Consider the following 18,900-nt stretch of genomic DNA (forward strand, 5'->3'; position numbering starts at 1 on the left):
TAATCTATACTATTTAGAAATAACTCAGGGAAGAAATCCTATGCCAACGGTTAGGGACGCTACATTTGATCTTCTGCGCAAACTGGATCTGCGCAATTTTGTTTCCAATCCAGGCTCTACTGAAGAAACCTTTTTAGCCAATTTTCCAGATGACTTCAATTTTATTCTGGCTTTGCAGGAGTCCAGCGTTGTAGGTATTGCCGACGGTCTGGCGCAAGGTCTTGGCAAGCCCGTGCTCGTGAATGTGCATACAGGTGCAGGCATGGGGAATGCAATGGGCTGTATCCTGACAGCCTATCTGAATAAAACACCGCTGATTATAACGGCTGGCCAGCAAACCCGTGAAATGCTGTTAATGGAACCGTTTCTCACCAATGTGGAGTCGACGATTTTGCCTAAACCCTGGGTCAAATGGAGTTATGAGGTGATGCGGCCTGAGGATGTTCCTGCGGCATTTATGCGGGCTTATGCAACGGCAATACAGGCGCCGCAGGGGCCAGTGTTTATGTCAATTCCTCTTGATTTGTGGGATGAGGAAATTGATGAAGTGGATGTTTTTCGTTCAACATCTCGAATAGTGGGGCCAGATCCGGAGCGATTGTCTGAATTTGCCCGGAAAATTAATGAAAGCCAAAGCCCTGTGTTGATCTATGGCGCCGATGTCGCTCGCAGCAATGCCTGGAAAGAGGCGGTTTTACTTGCTGAAAAATTGGGCTGTCCAGTATGGAAAGGACCTTTTTCCGAATTAGTGTCTTTTCCAGAAGATCATCTTTTGTATCAGGGCGAATTGCCGTCGGCAAAAGGCTTGCTCAGCCAAATGCTTAAAGGCCATGATTTAATTATTGTTATAGGAGCTCCTGTTTTCCGCTACTATCCCTGGATAGCCGGTGACTATTTACCCGAGGAGGCTAGACTGATTCAGGTGACTGATGATCCTTATGAGGCTGCCAAGGCACCAGTGGGAGATTGTCTGGTAAGTGATAGCCTGCTTGCTTTAAAAGGATTATTAGATGAGGTAAAAGAGCGTGGTAGTGACCAAAACTTTTCCACTAATCGTAAACAGGAACGAAGTCAGCTCACGGTTCAACCGGCTTACCCGCTGACTGCAAAACAGGTGTTCGATATCCTGTCAGGGATTGCCCCTGAAGATTATATTCTCGTACCGGAATCACCTTCAAATACTCATGATCTGCAGGAATCAGGTTTGGGCACTGTCGTTAAACCTCATTCTTTTTATACTATGAGCTCGGGAGGATTGGGCTGGGATATGCCTGCAGCAGTTGGGCTCGCTATTGCTGAGCAAAAAAGCGGTCGTGATCGGCCGGTGATTCTGATTATTGGAGACGGCTCATTTCAATATTCACTCCAGGCAATATGGACAGGCGTGCAGCATCAGACTCATCTCATCATTCTGGCATTAAGAAATGAAGAATATGCCATACTGAAGTCCTTTGCATTACTTGAGAATACACCCAATGTTCCAGGTCTTGATCTTCCCGGTCTTGATCTGGTTTCGCTGGCAAAAGGCTATGGTGCAGAGGCCTCTTTCGCCGCCAATATCGATGACATTAAAACAGCCTTCCAGCAGGCCCTTGCTTTTAAAGGGGTGACAGTAATTGAAATTCCAATAGAGAAAAAAATCCATAAGTTGTTAGGTTATATTTCGTCCAGGGATTAAGCGATTGATTACAAAAGAATGCTGGACAATTGCTATAATTTACCTATCCAGGAAGAAACTGTAAAAGCATGGACAATAATAAATATGATTTTCGTATCATTGTCATTGATGACAATGTTGAAATCCATAAAGACTTTTTAAAAATCCTGACAAAAAACGCCAAAAATGATTTGGATGATCTTGGCGCTCAATTATTTGATATGGAAAATGCCAACGCCAATGAGTTGATCTTGCCGCGTTTTAAAATCGATACAGCAACTCAGGGCCAGGAAGGCGCAGCGCTGATTGAAAAAGCCCTTAATGAAGGTGAACCATTTGCCTTGGCTTTTGTAGACATCCGTATGCCGCCCGGTTGGGACGGCATCGAAACCATAAAAAATATTTGGACAATTGATCCCGACATCCACGTCGTTATCTGTACTGCTTTTTCCGATTACAACTGGGAAGAGACGATACAAGAGCTAGGCCATAGTGATAAATTCCTGATTCTGAAAAAACCTTTCGATCACATCGCGGTCAGACAATTAGCTTATGCGCTGACTCGAAAATGGAAGTTAATTGGCGAATCCAAAGCGTACACACAATCGCTGGAACAGGCTGTAGAAGAGCGCACTGAGGAATTAAAATACCAGGCAACGCATGATATGCTGACAGGATTGGCTAACCGGGCACTTTTGCATGACAGAGTTCAACAGGCCATTGCTGCCTACAAACGCCATAAAGTAAGTTTCGCCATTCTGTTTTTCGATCTGGATCGTTTTAAACTCATCAACGATAGCCTGGGACATTCCGCCGGCGATGAGTTATTAATCCGCATTGCGAAACGTCTACTCCCCACAATTCGTGCCTTTGACACAGTAGCTCGTCTGGGTGGAGATGAGTTTGTTATTGTTGTTACCGAGCTCAAGCAGATTGATTACATTCATAATGTCGCACAAAAGATATTACAGATCATCAAGGAACCAATGGATATTGCCAATCGCAATTTAAGTATCTCCAGCAGTATGGGTATTGCCACTTATCCCGGGGATGGAGAAGAGGCAGATGAACTACTGCGAAATGCGGATGCGGCAATGTATCACGCCAAAAAATTGGGGGGCGGCCAATATCAATTTTATTCAAAAGAGATGAATGATAAAGTGTTTGAGCAATTGGAACTGGAATCGGATCTTTATCAGGCCGTTAATAATAAGGAGTTTACAGTCTGGTATCAGCCGCAATTCCATATTGAAAATCATAAACTGGAGGCAGTGGAGGCATTAATTCGCTGGGTTCATCCACAGAAAGGCATGCTGCTGCCTATTGATTTTATTCCTCTGGCTGAGCGAACCGGATTGATGATTCCTATCGGTGACTGGGTGATAAGAGAGGCGTGCCTGCAGAACAAGCGCTGGCAGGCAATGGGTTTGCCGCCTATCCGAATGGCAGTTAACCTTACTTCACAGCAAATAAGCCAGCTCGATTTTGTACAAAAAATTAAAAACATTTTGCAGGAAACTCAACTGGCCCCTAAGTATTTTGAGCTTGAACTCAGTGAAAGCTCGATAATCAATGAAATGATCATTCGCAAAATGAATGAATTAAAAGAGATGGGTATTGAGATTGCATTGGATGATTTCGGAACAGGCTATGCCAATTTGCATCATTTAAGAAATCTCTCACTAAACAGGCTTAAAATAGATCGCTCATTTATTAATAACATCCAGTTAAATCGTAATGATGAAGTCATTATCCACGCAATCATTGCGATGGCGCGCAGTCTGGATCTTGAAGTGCTTGCCGAGGGAGTCGAAACACAAAAGCAGCTCGAGTTTTTAAAAAAGCATCACTGTAACCAGATTCAGGGCTTTTATTTTAGCAAACCCTTACCGGTAGACGAACTTACCTACTTACTGGAGCATCCAGAAGCTATTGAGAAAATATTGAACCAGGAAAATAACATTAAGGAGTAATATGAAAAAAATTGGACTGATTATTACTCTCTTGCTTGTTGCTGTGTTAGCTATTGTTTATTTTTATCGTGCTAACCAGTCGACATTGCTGCCCACTTATTTTGAATATACCGATAAAGAACTCGCTTCTATAGAATCCCTTCAATCTGCTCAATCGATGACAGAAGCTTCACTAAATAAATGGGATAAGCTGATGTTTGGCCTGATTAAGTCGAACAAACTGGGGGATGCCCCGGCATCAAAAATTTATGCCTATATGTATACTGCCCAACGCGATGCCGCGTTTCTATCCTATAACGCAAAACAAGAGTTTATGGGGAGTCTTGATGTGGTTTCAGCCCGGGTTCTTTGCCTGTTTTTTAAAGAAGACTGCTCAACGATTCAATTTCTGATTAAAACAGATCCCTACTCAGAAAGAATTGCAGAACTGGTTGTAAATAAAATAATCAAACGCATGGATCTCGACAATAAAATGGAGAAATTTTCAGCGGAAAAAAGAGGTCCCCTTTTTTGGAAAGGAACTACCCCTTATTTTGGTCAGGAAATAGGATTCTGGAAAACCTGGGTAATCAGCTCTCCCAGTCAGTATGTTTCCAAATCTCCCCCAAAGCCTGAGTCAACGGAATGGCAGAGCCAGTTAAAACAGACCGAAATGGCTTTAAAGAATATAAGCCCTGAGCAAACGAAAGCTGTCGTTTTTTGGGCAGGAAATCCCTCGACTATCACGCCGCCTGGGATTTGGTTAAAGTTTGCCAATGAGTACATGGAAAGCGAGCACGTTTCATTCTCCAAAATGCTGCTGGTTCGCTCAGTATTGGCAATGGGTATCGCAGATGAAGTAATCACGTTATTTTATACCAAATATACCTATTGGATAAGACGGCCCTTTATGCTTGATCCATCCATCAATACAGTGATGCCCACACCAAATCATCCCAGTTATCCGGCGGGGCACTCTGGTATTTCAGCTACAGCGGCAGTCATTTTGTCTTATTATTTTCCTGAGAACAAAAAAATGTGGTGGAAAAAAGCAAATGAGGCCAGTTCCAGTCGCGTCTGGGGAGGGATCCATTTTCCAATTGATGCCCAGCAAGGTCTGGTAACGGGTCAACAGGTGGGTGAAGCAGTTATCAAGGCTCAATCGAAATCGCTGAGAATAAAATGAGTATTCGTCATAAAATTCTCCTAAGTATGCTGCTGGTCGCTTTTTTATTTATACCGATCAATCTGTTTTTATTGGCCCGCTATCTCGATGTTAAAGAAAATTTTCTAATCATTATCGAACGAACCGTTCCGCGTTTGGAAGCCTTGTTAACCATGAAAAACTTAATTATGAAAATTAATTTTTTTATGAGTTATGATGAAAAATTTTCTCAAAGTTTAAGTAAAAGAGATAGAGAACATTTGTCGACAGTTAAAGATGAATTTCTATCAATTCTTGAAGAGCTGGGAGAACAGCAAAAAATATATCAAAAGTATGAACCTTCCTCTGCCGATCAAAATGGAAAAAAACTTAGTCAACTACGTGATACGCTAGTCTTGGCGGCGCTCGATTTATTTTTAGCTGGTGAAAGAAAAAGGGCTGTATCAGAGATCACGGTAAAGAAAGGATTTCTTGAAATTAAAGAAAAGAACTTGAATGAATTTATTAATAGAGTGTTAGTCCAGGAAAGCACCCTTCTGGAGGAGGAAAGGGAGAAGACCATTGCGGCTTCCACTGCCTTATTCAATTTGTTATTAATACTGAATGGCATCATTATTCTGATTACACTTGGACTAAGTATATTTTTGGCAAATCTTATTTCAAAACCCATTATTAAATTAAGTCATTTTGCAGGAAAAATTGATTATGACCATTTAGCTCCAATGCTGCCTATTCTGACTCGGGATGAAATCGGTGAATTGCAGAGCCATTTAAATGAAATGGTTATGAAGCTGGATCGCGCCAAAACACGTTTGATTGAAACCTCGCGCTCGGCTGGGGTAGCTGAAATAGCCACCAGTATTCTGCATAATGTAGGCAATGTACTGAATAGTGTTAACACTTCTGTTGCAATGTTGTCGGAGGCCGCTCAGCATAGCTATGTGGTCCAGTTGCCCAAGCTTTTGTCTATACTGGAGGAAAATCTGGATCATCTCGATGTCTATTTAAAGGACGATGAGCGTGGAAAATTATTTATACCTTATTTTAAAAAACTGATAGAGCAATTGGAAAGTGAAAAGGTGAAGATGAGTGAGGAATTAAATCAACTTAATAATAATCTCACTCATGTAAATCAGGTTATTGCCATGCAGCAATCTTCTGGTCAGGCAAGCTCCGAGATCAAGGAAACGATAGACCTTGAGGAGCTGATCGAGGATATACTCCTTTTATATGCTAATCGGTTGCGAAAAGCGAGTATTAATGTAGAACGTCAATATAACAATATCTCCCCAATTATTTCAGTAAAAACCAAAATCCAGCAAATCATGATTAATCTGATCAAAAACGCAATCGATGCGCTGATACTTGGTGAGCAGCATGAAAAACGTCTGATTATCAAAGTTGAAACAACTTCTCCATCTCTTGTCTGCATTACAATACGTGACAATGGTATAGGCATTCAGAAGGATGATTTAACTCGAATCTTTTCTTTTGGATTTACGACTAAAAAAGAAGGACATGGCTATGGACTGCATAATTGTGCTCTATTAGCACGTGAACTTGGCGGTGAACTGCGAGTACAATCCAAAGGCAGCGGGCAAGGAAGTTCTTTTACCCTTGAAATTCCATATTGATCAGTAACATGCAGGCGGGATTCATTCCTTGTAGCAAGAGAGTGAATCCCGCTTGTGCGGAGAATTAGCCTGATAAACAAGCGTTAAAATGGGGAAGGGGAGCTGTGATTATCGGAATTTGGAGTCACCCCCTGAATCCATTTATTCTGAATTGACTCGGTTCCTGCTCGATAAATTTCAGAACCCAGACGCTCTCGTAGTTCTAGCAAGCCCTTAGCGCCTATTTTCATAATCTCTTTGAATTCCACTCCATTATTTTTCAAAGCCAGAACCTGTTTAGCCTGACAGGCAAATCCTGTCTGCTCCTGCTCATCCAGAGACAGAAATTCTTCTACGGAAATTCCCTTGGAAAATAAATCGCAGGCTTTTTCCAAAAAAGGATTAGAGAAACTCGATTGCTCAGACCCTTGGTGTGTTTGAATGCGCTGATCTCTGATTAATTTGAAAAAGTTTTTTTGCTGCGCTTCGGTAACTTTTAAAATTTTGGATAGATAAGGTGACAGTTCTTCCAGTTCCTTATCAGTTAAGCCTATCCTATTGGCGGTGATGTTTGAACCACTGCTTAACCTGGAAGCCTCACTCAAAAAGCCATTCATGCTCTGAGCAAGATAGCTAGTGGTAGATTTTAGTTTGCTGTTAATCTGGCTGGTGAAGAGTTTTTGCAAAGCAGACATGCAGATTTCAGTCGCTTCATTTCCCGATGTAACAGCTAACAATATGCCGCGATAATAGAGAAACGAATCACTATCCTTAGATACTACATAGAGCTGAGTATCAGATGTTTCAAAATATAGCTTATCTCGCTGAGGATCGCTTTTAATCTGTTTGCAAGTGATTAGCTTCATTTGCAATAAAGCATTTTGCAAGGGCCGTGAATCGTTGCCCGGGTTTATTGTGAACTGCGTTTTATTTGATGTCGTCATATATCCTATCTCCTCCTGAAAAATATGTTCAATTGTAAATCAAATAGAATTAACTTGTAAATAAAATGATCTAAATGGATTTAATTTAATCTTAATATTTAAATATAATCATCAGGTTAAATTTGGGTTAAAATGAAATAATTTTGCTATTTAAAGAGAATTCGAGTGAGTAAAAACATTCCAATGGCTGATCATCAACCCTTGGACTTATTAAAAAAATGGCTGGATGAAGAAGCATCTGCCGGAGCGCAATATGCTCGGCATGCCGTTTTATCCACTCAGGGTTTAAATGGCGCCGGTCATGGCCGTGTGGTTGCTATTCGCGAAATTTGCGGGGAAGAGCTGCTTTTCTTTACGCAGAAAATCACAAGAAAAGTGCAGGAAATACAACACAATGCCCGTGTTTCCCTCACATTCTGGTTTGAACGCCACGCACGAGAAGTGATCGTCGAAGGAGAGGCGCGTTTTTTATCAGGAGAAGACAATGCCAGTTATTGGAATGCCTATCCAAAATGGGCGCAAATTCGTTTTTGCAGTTATGCCCCCACATCCGGTCTGCCCATAGAGAATAAGGAGATACTGGAAAATAAGCGAAAACAGATTGAAGAGACCGCAGGACAGAACCCGCTCCCTCTTTCTCCTGACTATTATGGAATTGCAGTTAAACCGCAGCGCTTTCTATTTTACAGCTATCGCCTTGATGAACTGTCGGATGTATGGGAATATCTCTCAGAACTTCAGGGATTCACCGTCAAACGGCTATCCCCTTGAATGCAAAGAAGTGTAAATAAAATGGCTTTTATATTTTCTTTTGCTGATAAAATTGAGCTTTGTTGAAAGGATGCATCAGGAGAGAACACATGAATAGACCGGTTGTTATCGTTGACCCTTTATCGTCGGGAATCGATTTGGCTCCGGCTTTTAAATCCAGAGGCATACCCGCCATTGCAATTACCTATAAAACTTTGGAAGAGATAGGATTTGGTCTCGACGTACAGACCTCAGATTTTATCGAAATTATTCCTGATCAGCCTAATCTTGCAGATATTCTTAAAAAATTCAATCCGCTAGCTATTATCCCAGGAGATGAACGAGGCGTGCCCCTTGCGGAAAAACTGACTGAAGTATTAACTCCCCATCTCGCAAATGATCCCGGAAAATCACTTCATAGAACACATAAAGCGTTCATGCAAGAAGCATTGCAGGAAGCAGGGATTCCTTTTCTTAAGACAGTTAACACAGCATCGAAAAAGGAAGTGGAGTTATGGATTAGAAACAATGGACTGAGCAATTCTCCTTTAATAGTCAAACCGCCTGTATCCGCGGGCAGCGATAAGGTTTTTCATATTAAAGCAAATCAGGATTGGAAAGAGGCTTTTGATAAAGTGCTGCATGAGCCATCTAAAACAACGGGTAAAAACAGTGAAACGGTGGTCGTGCAGGAACAGGCTTTGGGTACAGAGTTTGCCGTAGGAACAGTGAGCGCTAATGGGAAGCATTACCTCGCCCATTTAATTCAATACAATAAAACCTCAATTCATGGCCGTAAAACGGTTTTTGATTATGTTGAATTCCTACCTTATTGCGATACACATCATCGAGAATTATTTTCCTATACTCAAAAGGTTCTGGATGCTTTGGGCATCCGCTGGGGGGCCGCGCACACTGAAATCATGCTCACCTCAAATGGGCCGCGGCTTATTGAGTCTGGCGCCAGAATATGTGGCGGGCCCACTGTGCGATTTGCCCGTGAAGCCACAGGCAGCAGTCAGGCTGACAAATTAGTTGAAATCTATGTTGATGGAGATGTTCTGACCCAGGAATATCAATTTAAAAAATCAGTTGTACCCGTTTTTTTGAAATCACCTGTAGAAGGGATAATCTCCAATGTCGAAGCGATGGCTGGAATTTATCAATTACCCACATTACTGGATGAATACATTTGGTTTAAAAATGGCGACCGGGTTCCTCATACAGTGGATTACTTAAGCAGTATTGGAATTATTGCTTTGGCCGGAGAGCGGCAAATGATTTTTTCAGATTATAAAAAAATCCGGAGCATGGAAGCTGAGCTAGTGGTTTCCCCCCTTGTCCTACATTGCTACAATCTATACCTTTCCAAAGTAAAAAGCGGAACATAACTATTTGAACTAGGTGGAAAGCCAATGTAATCTTGATGCGGCGCTGCATCAAGGTTACGCTACATAGAATCTGGCCATTTCATTGAGCCATGTAATACTCTTAGTATTTCAATTTGCTCGGATTTAATTCTGTAAGGAACAATAAATGGAGTTCCATTAATTATTAATTCGCGTGTATCGAAAATCCGACCTGTTCTACCCATAGTGGGGTTCTCGGAAAGCATTCCAACCGTTTTAATGATTTTTATTACGATATCAACTGCTGCTTTGGGGTTATTCTGTGCGATATAGTCTTCGATTTGGTTTAAATTGCTTTGCGCACCTTTAGTCCATTTGATTCTCACTTCTTCTTGTTCTCCCAGAAATCAAGGATGCTTTTATGATCTATAAGTTGGCCTTCATCTGCCTCTGCAATACCTTTTTTAATTTCAACAAGCTGCCATTCCTGAACCTTAAGATATTCATTTATTGCTTCGGAAGCTAAGAAAGATTTGCTGCGATGAGTAACTTCAGCCAACTTATCTAAACGATCCTTCATTTCGGGGTCTAGTCGAATAGTCATTGTCGTTGAGGCCATTAGATTCTCTAATTTGTGTTTACATGTACACATTATAGCACAACTATATTTGTTTCCCGCAACCTCTCTCTATTCCATTGACGGAGTAGAAAAGCTATTGCGAAGTCCCTTATCCCTATAAATTAAAACAAAGGAAGTTGAACGTTTCCCTCGAGTTTTTCCTGCTTGAGTTTAACCCCTATCCCTAATAGGCGCACAGGCTTATATTTTCTGGCAAATCCTTCCTGTATCAATTGATGCAGTATGTCAAAATCAACTCTGTGACCCAGACGTTCAACGGTAGTTTGCTGAAAATCACTGAATTTTAATTTTACGAACAGCCCGTGAATGTTGGATTGTTCCCCACTGCGTTGTATTCTGGCTTCAAGGCGCACAATGAGTGCAGGTAACTCATTAAGACAGGCGCTGATATCCGCTAAATCCCTGGAATAGGTTTCCTCGACACTGATGGATTTTCTAATACGTTCAGGATTGACCGGGCGATTATCAATGCCTCTGGACAAGTCATAAAGCCTTTGGCCCATTACGCCAAATTTCATTGCCAGATATTCTGAAGAATATTGCTGTAAATCAGCACAGGTATTAATGTTGAGGGCTTTTAGCCGTTCCTCCATTTTAGGACCTACTCCAAAGAGCCTGCGCACCGGCAGGCTAAGTACAAAAGAGGAAACATCCTCTGGCCGAATCACCATTTGGCCATCCGGTTTATTCCAGTCACTGGCTATTTTTGCCAGACTTTTGTTTGGGGCAATGCCGGCACTGGCAGTGAGTTCTCTTGTCTCGTAAATTCGTGCCCGGATTTCACGAGCGATCCAGGTAGCACTTCCCTGGCATTGAGTGGATTCAGTGACATCCAGATAGGCTTCGTCCAGCGATAAAGGTTCAATAAGTTTGGTGTAGTCCGCAAATATGGCGCGAATATACTGGCTTTCCTGGTGATAAATTTCCATACGCACCGGTTGAAGAACCAATTGAGGGCATAGCTTAAGCGCCTGGGCTGTTGGCATCGCCGAACGCACGCCAAACTTGCGGGCAATGTAATTACAAGTTGATATTACTCCCCGATGTCTGGCGTCTCCTCCGACTGCAAGCGGTTTATTGGCCAGTTCCGGGAAGTCACGCATTTCAATGGCCGCATAAAAACAGTCCATATCAATATGAATAATCTTTCTTGTCATTTAATTCTTTAACAGGAATATTGATTCGATAAAATGTCAGCTGGAAAGGTATATGAGTAGCAGATAACTGGCAATACCTAAAGTGCAATATATGAGCTAATTGGGTTGTAAAATGCAGGGGGTTAAATATCAAACCCCTGCAGCTAGGCGTATTAGTCAGCAGAAATAGTAATTTCTCCGGGAGCATCTACATCTATTGTAAAACCATTGCCTTCCAAATGTACGGGTGTAATCACTCCAGTGATAATATCAATATAGAGAGTACCCACTACGATGGGTTTAGCTTTATCAATAGCCATTTTAAACACTGCAGGACAAGCTTCTGTTTTATGCTTCCGACAACCTCCCTGCACGATGAACCATGAGACCTTGCTTGTAGAATGCGGTAGAGTGGGTCTTGGACCAGGCATTTCATCCACAAATGCATTGGATATCAGATTGGTTGTGTTATGGATGATCATGGATTCGGGGGAAGCCAAAGCTGCAGGGCTTGATAATCCAAGCACCAATAGTGCAGGCATAAACGAACGAGGCATAAAACAAACTCCTTTTTATTATTAACATATTTAACAACCGAAACATATTAACCTGAAATAAGTTCTCTTTAGAAGCTGATTATCGTACATCTTTGATGAACAATTACACGGAGTTAAGCCAGTGATTTATCGAGATTGTTCATTCAGTTGTGTTATTACCCACAGACATGCCGTCATCTCGAACGCAGTGAGAGATCTCCCAAATCCTGGTTTGTGCCACCATTCGGGGACCTCCCACTGCGTTCGGGATAACAATGACATGACACAGTTTGATGAAGACCCTCAGATTATCTTTAAGGTCACCCGAAGACTATAATTAAAACATATTGTATTTGGGGGGGTAATCAATGGAAACAATCGAAACAATTCAACACAAAATTGCAACACAAATCGTTCAGGCTCAGTTAGTGGAGCGCAGTGGGGCAACACTATTATCACAATTGAAGAATCTTCCCCAAGTGAATAGCGAAAATGTGGAGGAAGTTTTGAGTGAAGCGATTGAAGGACGAAGTTATTATAATTGGCATGGTAATGAGATGCCTACCCGTGTAAATATTGAAGAAAAAATAGGAATTGTAATTATAGAATTTCTGCATACTGTAAACGGTTCAAGATTAAGTGAAGAAGAAAAGATTAAAGTCGTTTCTGAAATATTAAAAGAGGCACAAAGCCACTTAAATATCGCTTCAAAATTAAATCCCGCCAGTTTGAGCCAATGCTTAACCGATTGTGAAAAGCTGGTTAAAAATAATGCTAAATTTACCGAGATTACTCAAGAAGCTAAAGACTATTTTAAAGACCAGTTAAAGCAAAGAATCGATGCGCTTCATCAGAATCAGCGAAATGAAGAGTCTAAGCTGAGAGACCAAAAGAAATTTCCTAATAAAAAAGCGGATACCTCAGCACAAATTTCCCCTGTTGAGTTGAAAATAGATAGAGAAAACAGACTCCTTCATAAAGAGCTTTTATTAAAAGTTTTAAACAGTGAATTAACTAAAAATCCGGCAGGGAAAAAATCTGATTTAATCAAAGATATTATTGAAATAGTCAAAGAAATTGATCCTGAAGGAGATCCTGTACAAGTATCAAGAACGTTTGTAGGCATTAAACATCTCATCGAGCATTGGGATATCCTGGAAGGGGTTAAGACACCCAAGCAATTGGTTCTCCAGCAATTGGCATGGTTTCTCAGTGATCTTGCTGTGGCTGATTGGCAGAGAGAACTAGCAGGAACTGGTTCTTTCATCATGGAGGATAGATTCACCAGGGATACTATTCGAGATGCACTGGCGGGAAGGCCATTACGTGATTTTACTGCTTATTTTAATAGCCTTACCGAGGAGCAAAAAGCGGAGGGAGAAGAAGCTATTAATCTCATCCAAACAATAAACAGAGCCTCACCAGAGTCTATCGAATCGATTTTAAAGGACGCTTTGAAAAGCAAGGGTATATTCTCTGCTTATTCCTCTACGCCCAGATTAGCCCGGTATTTAAAGAAAGCTCTGGACCTTAACAAACTGGAAAAGCCAGAAAACAGGAATAATCCGGATACATTGAAAATTATAGGAATATTCCGTGATCCACCTTATAATCTGGCTACATCCTTCATTTTCCTCAATTACCTTGATGCACTTTCCAAGGTGCCGGAAGTGAATCAATTTCTTGCTCCTATAACAAATAATGTGCCTAAAAAGCCATCCATGTTGAGAGTTCCAGAAACCCACTCGGCAGCATCAATGAAGGATGAGCTGAAAGTTATTAGAATCGATCCGGAAAAGCGTAAAGAAAACAGGGATATCGCTTTGCGTATTATTGAGGAACTCAGGAAGTATCCTAAAGAGGCGGGCGGCAATGAATGGATGCTTGAAAATATCGAAAAAATCATTAAGGCAATAGACCTGGAAAATCCCACCGATGTTAACCAATCATTTGCTAAAATTAAACTCCTCGTCCTAAACTGGGAAATGCAAAGTGGCAGCAAGAACCCTCTCTATTTGGCGGAACAACCCCTTTCCTGGTTTTTGAGTTGTATTGGCAGTAAGGGCGAAAATCTTTTAGAGCGAATAATGAAATACTCAAAAATTGATGATGAAAAAAACCATATGACCGCATTACTTCATCAGTATGAAGTATTACATGATTTTGAAGGAGAAAAAGATGAGCAAGCAGATAATGCCGATATCATTAAAGCCAGACAATTGATCCGGGCTATAGATAGTATTGCAAAAGATACAGCATTATCTTTCCAGGATAGGCAACAGAAAATTATTAGTCTGCTCAAGGAAAATTTAGATACAAGTCTTTGGGATAAGTTAAATCCTGATCCTGTCAGTCTTAATAAATATATAGAGAAATCCATCGAAATTGCCAGCTTGCCTGAGGATACCGAGTTGTTCTCAAAAAGGCTTCTAAATTTTGTTTTTGCATTTAATCGCGCGACTAATTTTAAGGATTTACTCGAAGCGGTATCGGATGATTTCCACGACATTATTGTGGCTGAGATGAATCAGAAAGATGGATACCAAATGTAGAAGAACTCAAGTTCAGACGCTCATTATCTGAATGAAACTGGATGATGAAATTTGACTTTGATTTCAGAATCTTTAATAGCATCTAAGTGTTTCATTCGATCGATGATATCAGTCACCAATGCTTTTTTAACTTTGACCAGATTTATATGTATTTCATCATAGCCCGGAATTTGACTGGGCTGAACAATAAACTGGCTAATATGGGTGTCGATTCCTTCGTCGAGCGTGTTTAGCAGTGTCTGGAAATTAATCGAAGACTGTGTGGCATAGAAAGTTAAACTGCAGCTTGTTTTCTTGCTTTTAAATTTCTCTTCCAGGGGCTTAATGACCAATAGAATAACAAGGATAATGAAGGTGGCAACAAGTGCAGCATGGTAAAGCCCGCCTCCTACCGCAAGACCAATTCCCGCCACCGTCCAAATACTGGCGGCGGTAGTCAGTCCGCGAACCACATTGCCTTGCAATAAAATTGCGCCAGCACCCAAAAATCCAATACCGGAAACCACCTGCGCTGCAATACGAGAGGGATCAAGAATCACATTAGGTGTGCCCAGGATATCATAAAAGCTGAAAGCGGAAACAATCATAATCAGGCAGGAACTCACACACACCAGCATATGAGTACGCAAACCAGCAGCCCAAAGAACGCGTTCGCGTTCCATACCAATAACGCTACCCAAGACCCCTGCCAGACAAAGACGCAGGGCAATTTCTAAATGAGATAACATCATAGGGTTAGCGCTCTGATTAATAAGAGAAATAGTATACCATCAGCGAAATTCAACAAGCCAATAAAATCAGTGTTGAACAGCCTTCCCTGGAAACTCGTATTGATGCCGGCTCATTCTGCTGCAATAATCTTATTGGATCTTATCGGGTTTAATTTAATGATTTCAGTATTGGCAATTAACAATTATCGTTCAATTTTAGATTTGAAAGTACCCTTGAGCCAACTCAATGTGATTACTGGTGCCAATGGAAGTGGTAAATCGAATATCTATCGAGCGCTTCGCCTTCTTTCACAAACAGTAACTGGCGGGGTCGTTAAAGCCCTGGCTCAGGAAGGGGGCTTAAATTCGACTTTTTGGGCAGGCCCTGAAACATTGTCTAAAGCAATGCAAAAAGCTGAGGCAGCGATTGAAGGCAGTATACGTAAAAAAGCCGTGCGCATGCGGCTTGGTTTTTCAACTCCGGAATTAGGCTATGCTATTTCACTGGGCTTACCTGCACCATCAAGCTCTGTATTTTCATTAGATCCAGAAATCAAGAGGGAGTGTATCTGGGCAGGCCCTTGCCTAAGACCCGCAAGTTTGCTTGTGGACAGAGTGGGACCAATCGTAAAAGTTCGCTCATCACGAACCTGGGAAGTCGTTGATCAACATCTCAATGTGTTTGAAAGTCTGTTTTCTCAGATTGGTAATATAAAAGAGACACCAGAAATTATCTATGTGCGTGAGTTTATACGCAACTGGCGGTTTTATGATCATTTTCGTAGTGACAGAGAATCACCCGCTCGAAAAACGCAAATTGCGACCCGTACCCCCGTTTTGAGTAATGAGGGGGATGATTTGGCTGCTGCACTACAGACAATTAAAGAAATTGGTGATAGTGAGGCGCTGGATAAAGCGATTAGTAATGCCTTTCCAGGAACAAAACTGGTTATAACCAGACACGAAGGCAGCTATCTTTCTGTAGGACTTTCTCAACAAGGTTTATTGCGACCACTGACCTGCGCAGAATTATCCGATGGAACATTACGCTACTTATTATTGGTTGCGGCATTACTAACCCCCAGGCCCCCAAAGCTACTGATTCTAAATGAACCTGAAACCAGTTTGCATCCTGACCTGCTGCCGGCTTTAGCGAAACTTATATTACATGTATCCGAAAAAACACAGGTTTGGATTGTTTCTCACGCCGATTTACTGATTAATAGTTTAAAACAATATCCGGAATGTCATCTTATAGCGCTTGAAAAACAAACCGGACAAACCACCATTCCTGGGCAATCACTCCTGGATATTCCTACCTGGTATTGGCCTGATTAGCTGTCTGGGTTTTCGAGTAGGGTCATTGGTTCCAACAGGGCCTGGGTTCTCCTAACCCGTAGGTATTATTTTCAATTCAGCACAAACAAGGGCCTATGTGGTTAATGATAGCGGCGAGGTTAATCAGTGTGATGTGGCTGCTAATGGCAATTTAACCAATTGCACTTTAACTGGCACGAATATGAATGGCGCTACCGGGATAAAACTGGTCACGCTTTAAAGAGAGTAACATGAACCCGGTTGTCGCAATGCGCCAACCAGGCTACATGGAATCAAAAATAAACCTGTAGCCTGGTTGGCGCCTTGCGCGACAACCGGGTTTTCTTATTGTTGGATCAGATTAAAAAAAGAAAGTTAAGGTTTAAAAGCGTCTTTATTGATGTCATTTGACTCTTGCTGCTCATTCCCTGAATCTTTCAGTTCGCGTAGGCTATCTTTCAGTACCCTCATCTGGGTTGCTGTATATTCTTCAACTATCTTGCCTGGCGATTCCTCTCTCAGTGTAAGGGTATACTCAGCATCCTGTCCTGCTATAAGAATTTCCCCCTCACCCTGGTAATATGAAATACCACTAATATCTTTACCCATGGCATTGGGATAGGTAATAATTATTTCCCTGTCTTCATTTAAATAATGACAACCAACCTCTGTTCCCTTTGTAGTGCTAAGGATTCGTTGTTGCGTTAACAAAAATGGATCGTCTGGGGATTTCTCTCTATTAGCATCTGCCTGTTTTGCAAATTTTGCACTTTTTTCACCTCGTATGGTCCTGTATGTTTTTGCCTCCTCTCCAGGTTCTAATGGTTCTAATGGCTTATTAAGAGCTGAAAGCGAAATCATACTGGCAAGAAAAATTTCTTTTAAAAAATTATCCGAACATTTGTCTAATCGTTCAATTGATACCATATTCTAAAATTGAAGGAGGGCAGGAGGGAGTATTTTGATTCAAAAAATCATTAAATTTTTGTACGGTAGCATCATCAATTGTAATATGTTCCAAATTTGCCAATGACAATAATTTTTTTAAAGGATAAGTCTTAGAATTGTTGGCTGCTATAGTCACTTCTAATAAGCGATTATTGTTATCAAATTCTCTTCTGATTTGATAACTCTGTGCATCTGATAATAATAAGGCGGTTGCCTCTTCAAGAAGCCTTGTTGCGTTATTTTTATTGAGAGGACCGTAATAATATGCATTATCCCCCATAACACCAACCAAGAATCTCAGGACATATATATATTGAGTATAGACATGTTCTAAAAAAATTCATATTTGCTTAGTTTCGTAGCCTGGTTGGCGCGTGGCGACAACCGGGTTCTCATGCTGTGCCTTGTCCAGCATTCTTCAATACATCAGGAAGGGCCTTCCTGGAAAATGGGGATTTGGCAGCCACCGTTGAAAAACCTGGTTGTCGCAATGCGCCAACCAGGCTACGAGGATTTAATTATAGGCAGCCCTGGGGTTTTTCTTGAAGGTTATATTTTTCTAAATTATATTACGAACCACCAACCCGCTAATAAAGGAATGCAAGTGGTACAATATCGGCGTGATTTTTCTCCCGGAGCGATCTATTTTTTTACTCTTACTTTAAAAAATCGAAATTCCTGTGCCTTGACTCTGCATAGTAATCTACTAACACAGTCTTTCCGATGGGTACGGCACCAATACCCGTTCAAAACGCATGCTATGGTAGTATTACCTGATCATCTTCATGTAGTTTGGGAATTACCTGCCACTGACTTTAATTATTCCTTACGATGGCGCTTGATAAAAACCTATTTTTCCAAGGCAATTATTAAATCAGGCGTGATTCTGTCAAAAAATGATCGGAATGAATATTCTTTATGGCAAAGACGTTTTTGGGAGCATCGAATCCGAAATGAAGACGATTTGAAAACCCATATTGATTATATTCACTATAATCCGGTTAAACATCAGCTAGTCAAAAGACCTGGCGATTGGCAATATTCCAGTATTCATCAATACATCCGGAAGAGAAATCTTCCTGGAAATTGGGGGGCAGGTTGAAACCCGGTTGTCGCAATAAACCGCGTAGCCTGGTTGACGCCTTGGCGACAACCGGGTTTCCATGGTCACAAAAAATGGAAATTTCCTGTGTCTTGTCGAGCATTCATCAAAACATCAGGAAGGGAGTCTCTCTGGAAATTGGGGGCAGGCTGACCCCGGTTGTCGCAATAAACCGCGTAGCCTGGTTGACGCCTTGCGACAACCGGGTTTCCATGGTCACAAAAAATGGAAATTTCCTGTGTCTTGTCGAGCATTCATCAAAACATCAGGAAGGGAGTCTCTCTGGAAATTGGGGGCAGGCTGACCCCGGTTGTCGCAATAAACCGCGTAGCCTGGTTGGCGCTTTGCGCGACAACCGGGTTCTCATGCTCACTTTAAAAATGGTAATTCTTGTGTCTTGTCCAGCATTCATCAATACATCAGGAATGGAAGTCTTCCTGGAAATTGGGGGCAGGCTGAAGACCCGGTTGTCGCAATGCGCCAACCAGGCTACAAGATTTAATTACAAGCTTCGTTAATCATAAAGAAT

The 18,900-nt window shown here is 41.4% G+C and carries 19 protein-coding genes; 11 read left to right on the forward strand and 8 right to left on the reverse strand.

Annotated elements, in window-relative coordinates; genetic code table 11:
* Window positions 1-40: 40 nt before the first annotated feature.
* The 4 genes from mdlC (at window position 41) to LXA66_RS05555 (ending at window position 6,408) form a co-directional block, all read left to right on the forward strand.
* Window positions 41-1,678 (forward strand): benzoylformate decarboxylase, encoded by a 1,638-nt coding sequence (gene mdlC / locus LXA66_RS05540; RefSeq protein WP_233012350.1) that lies wholly within the window; start codon window positions 41-43, stop codon window positions 1,676-1,678.
* A gap of 68 nt (window positions 1,679-1,746) precedes the next feature.
* On the forward strand, window positions 1,747-3,630 hold the full coding sequence (locus tag LXA66_RS05545; protein WP_233012351.1) for an EAL domain-containing protein: 1,884 nt from the start codon (window positions 1,747-1,749) through the stop codon (window positions 3,628-3,630).
* A gap of 1 nt (window position 3,631) precedes the next feature.
* Window positions 3,632-4,795 carry a vanadium-dependent haloperoxidase gene (locus tag LXA66_RS05550; RefSeq protein WP_233012352.1) on the forward strand — a complete coding sequence of 388 codons (1,164 nt, stop codon included), beginning with the start codon at window positions 3,632-3,634 and terminating at the stop codon, window positions 4,793-4,795.
* On the forward strand, window positions 4,792-6,408 hold the full coding sequence (locus LXA66_RS05555) for an ATP-binding protein (RefSeq protein WP_233012353.1): 1,617 nt from the start codon (window positions 4,792-4,794) through the stop codon (window positions 6,406-6,408). The genes LXA66_RS05550 and LXA66_RS05555 overlap by 4 nt, the downstream gene beginning before the upstream one ends.
* An 83-nt stretch (window positions 6,409-6,491) precedes the next feature.
* Here the strand turns inward: LXA66_RS05555 and LXA66_RS05560 are convergent, their stop codons facing one another.
* Window positions 6,492-7,331, reverse strand: coding sequence for a hypothetical protein (locus LXA66_RS05560; protein ID WP_233012354.1), 840 nt, complete (start codon window positions 7,329-7,331; stop codon window positions 6,492-6,494).
* A 183-nt stretch (window positions 7,332-7,514) separates the two neighbouring features.
* On the opposite strand from LXA66_RS05560, the gene LXA66_RS05565 reads away from it, so the two are divergent.
* Window positions 7,515-8,102: a pyridoxamine 5'-phosphate oxidase family protein gene (locus LXA66_RS05565; protein WP_233013019.1), complete on the forward strand. Its 588-nt coding sequence runs from the start codon at window positions 7,515-7,517 to the stop codon at window positions 8,100-8,102.
* An 89-nt stretch (window positions 8,103-8,191) separates the two neighbouring features.
* Window positions 8,192-9,472 (forward strand): ATP-grasp domain-containing protein, encoded by a 1,281-nt coding sequence (locus tag LXA66_RS05570; protein WP_233012355.1) that lies wholly within the window; start codon window positions 8,192-8,194, stop codon window positions 9,470-9,472.
* A gap of 59 nt (window positions 9,473-9,531) precedes the next feature.
* Here LXA66_RS05570 and LXA66_RS05575 read toward each other — a convergent pair whose 3' ends face one another.
* The 4 genes from LXA66_RS05575 to LXA66_RS05590 form a co-directional block, all read right to left on the reverse strand.
* A complete protein-coding gene (locus LXA66_RS05575) occupies window positions 9,532-9,816 on the reverse strand; it encodes a type II toxin-antitoxin system RelE/ParE family toxin (RefSeq protein ID WP_233012356.1) in 285 nt (94 codons plus the stop codon).
* Window positions 9,813-10,082 carry a CopG family ribbon-helix-helix protein gene (locus LXA66_RS05580; RefSeq protein WP_370637185.1) on the reverse strand — a complete coding sequence of 90 codons (270 nt, stop codon included), beginning with the start codon at window positions 10,080-10,082 and terminating at the stop codon, window positions 9,813-9,815. Before LXA66_RS05580 ends, LXA66_RS05575 begins: the two co-directional genes overlap by 4 nt.
* A gap of 89 nt (window positions 10,083-10,171) precedes the next feature.
* Window positions 10,172-11,227 carry a DNA polymerase IV gene (dinB, locus tag LXA66_RS05585; protein WP_233012358.1) on the reverse strand — a complete coding sequence of 352 codons (1,056 nt, stop codon included), beginning with the start codon at window positions 11,225-11,227 and terminating at the stop codon, window positions 10,172-10,174.
* A 152-nt stretch (window positions 11,228-11,379) separates the two neighbouring features.
* Complete coding sequence (locus LXA66_RS05590; protein WP_233012359.1) at window positions 11,380-11,763, reverse strand: hypothetical protein; 384 nt, start codon at window positions 11,761-11,763, stop codon at window positions 11,380-11,382.
* Window positions 11,764-12,110: 347 nt separating this feature from the next.
* Here LXA66_RS05590 and LXA66_RS05595 point away from each other — a divergent pair, with 347 nt between their 5' ends.
* Window positions 12,111-14,294 (forward strand): hypothetical protein, encoded by a 2,184-nt coding sequence (locus LXA66_RS05595; RefSeq protein ID WP_233012360.1) that lies wholly within the window; start codon window positions 12,111-12,113, stop codon window positions 14,292-14,294.
* A 23-nt stretch (window positions 14,295-14,317) separates the two neighbouring features.
* Here LXA66_RS05595 and LXA66_RS05600 read toward each other — a convergent pair whose 3' ends face one another.
* Complete coding sequence (locus LXA66_RS05600) at window positions 14,318-15,025, reverse strand: MgtC/SapB family protein (protein ID WP_216362464.1); 708 nt, start codon at window positions 15,023-15,025, stop codon at window positions 14,318-14,320.
* A 156-nt stretch (window positions 15,026-15,181) separates the two neighbouring features.
* Between LXA66_RS05600 and LXA66_RS05605 the strand changes: the two genes are divergently transcribed.
* Together LXA66_RS05605 and LXA66_RS15820 are read left to right on the forward strand one after the other, a co-directional pair.
* On the forward strand, window positions 15,182-16,342 hold the full coding sequence (locus LXA66_RS05605) for an AAA family ATPase (protein WP_233012361.1): 1,161 nt from the start codon (window positions 15,182-15,184) through the stop codon (window positions 16,340-16,342).
* 97 nt (window positions 16,343-16,439) lie between these two features.
* Window positions 16,440-16,562: a hypothetical protein gene (locus tag LXA66_RS15820; protein ID WP_255665294.1), complete on the forward strand. Its 123-nt coding sequence runs from the start codon at window positions 16,440-16,442 to the stop codon at window positions 16,560-16,562.
* A gap of 134 nt (window positions 16,563-16,696) precedes the next feature.
* Here LXA66_RS15820 and LXA66_RS05610 read toward each other — a convergent pair whose 3' ends face one another.
* Entirely contained in the window at window positions 16,697-17,248 is a 552-nt protein-coding gene (locus tag LXA66_RS05610; RefSeq protein WP_233012362.1) for a hypothetical protein, read from the reverse strand.
* The gene (locus LXA66_RS05615) at window positions 17,235-17,561 is read right to left on the reverse strand and encodes a hypothetical protein (protein WP_233012363.1); all 327 of its coding nucleotides are present in this window, start codon (window positions 17,559-17,561) and stop codon (window positions 17,235-17,237) included. The genes LXA66_RS05610 and LXA66_RS05615 overlap by 14 nt, the downstream gene beginning before the upstream one ends.
* A gap of 54 nt (window positions 17,562-17,615) precedes the next feature.
* Here LXA66_RS05615 and LXA66_RS05620 point away from each other — a divergent pair, with 54 nt between their 5' ends.
* Both LXA66_RS05620 and LXA66_RS05625 read left to right on the forward strand, forming a co-directional pair.
* Window positions 17,616-18,371: a transposase gene (locus tag LXA66_RS05620; protein WP_233012364.1), complete on the forward strand. Its 756-nt coding sequence runs from the start codon at window positions 17,616-17,618 to the stop codon at window positions 18,369-18,371.
* Complete coding sequence (locus LXA66_RS05625) at window positions 18,368-18,889, forward strand: hypothetical protein (RefSeq protein WP_233012365.1); 522 nt, start codon at window positions 18,368-18,370, stop codon at window positions 18,887-18,889. The genes LXA66_RS05620 and LXA66_RS05625 overlap by 4 nt, the downstream gene beginning before the upstream one ends.
* Window positions 18,890-18,900 lie beyond the last annotated feature (11 nt).

This window comes from Legionella sp. 16cNR16C (assembly GCF_021297775.1).
GTDB lineage: Bacteria > Pseudomonadota > Gammaproteobacteria > Legionellales > Legionellaceae > Legionella_C > Legionella_C quinlivanii_A.

Excerpts from the sequence above, each read along its gene's own strand:
- LXA66_RS05565 (WP_233013019.1), top strand. The coding sequence starts at position 7,515 with ATGGCTGATCATCAACCCTTGGACTTATTAAAAAAATGGCTGGATGAA.
- LXA66_RS05600 (WP_216362464.1), bottom strand. The coding sequence starts at position 15,025 with ATGATGTTATCTCATTTAGAAATTGCCCTGCGTCTTTGTCTGGCAGGG.
- dinB (WP_233012358.1), bottom strand. The coding sequence starts at position 11,227 with ATGACAAGAAAGATTATTCATATTGATATGGACTGTTTTTATGCGGCC.
- LXA66_RS05550 (WP_233012352.1), top strand. The coding sequence starts at position 3,632 with ATGAAAAAAATTGGACTGATTATTACTCTCTTGCTTGTTGCTGTGTTA.
- mdlC (WP_233012350.1), top strand. The coding sequence starts at position 41 with ATGCCAACGGTTAGGGACGCTACATTTGATCTTCTGCGCAAACTGGAT.
- LXA66_RS05610 (WP_233012362.1), bottom strand. The coding sequence starts at position 17,248 with ATGGTATCAATTGAACGATTAGACAAATGTTCGGATAATTTTTTAAAA.
- LXA66_RS05580 (WP_370637185.1), bottom strand. The coding sequence starts at position 10,082 with ATGTGTACATGTAAACACAAATTAGAGAATCTAATGGCCTCAACGACA.
- LXA66_RS05545 (WP_233012351.1), top strand. The coding sequence starts at position 1,747 with ATGGACAATAATAAATATGATTTTCGTATCATTGTCATTGATGACAAT.
- LXA66_RS05560 (WP_233012354.1), bottom strand. The coding sequence starts at position 7,331 with ATGACGACATCAAATAAAACGCAGTTCACAATAAACCCGGGCAACGAT.
- LXA66_RS05605 (WP_233012361.1), top strand. The coding sequence starts at position 15,182 with ATGATTTCAGTATTGGCAATTAACAATTATCGTTCAATTTTAGATTTG.
- LXA66_RS05570 (WP_233012355.1), top strand. The coding sequence starts at position 8,192 with ATGAATAGACCGGTTGTTATCGTTGACCCTTTATCGTCGGGAATCGAT.
- LXA66_RS05595 (WP_233012360.1), top strand. The coding sequence starts at position 12,111 with ATGGAAACAATCGAAACAATTCAACACAAAATTGCAACACAAATCGTT.
- LXA66_RS05555 (WP_233012353.1), top strand. The coding sequence starts at position 4,792 with ATGAGTATTCGTCATAAAATTCTCCTAAGTATGCTGCTGGTCGCTTTT.
- LXA66_RS05590 (WP_233012359.1), bottom strand. The coding sequence starts at position 11,763 with ATGCCTCGTTCGTTTATGCCTGCACTATTGGTGCTTGGATTATCAAGC.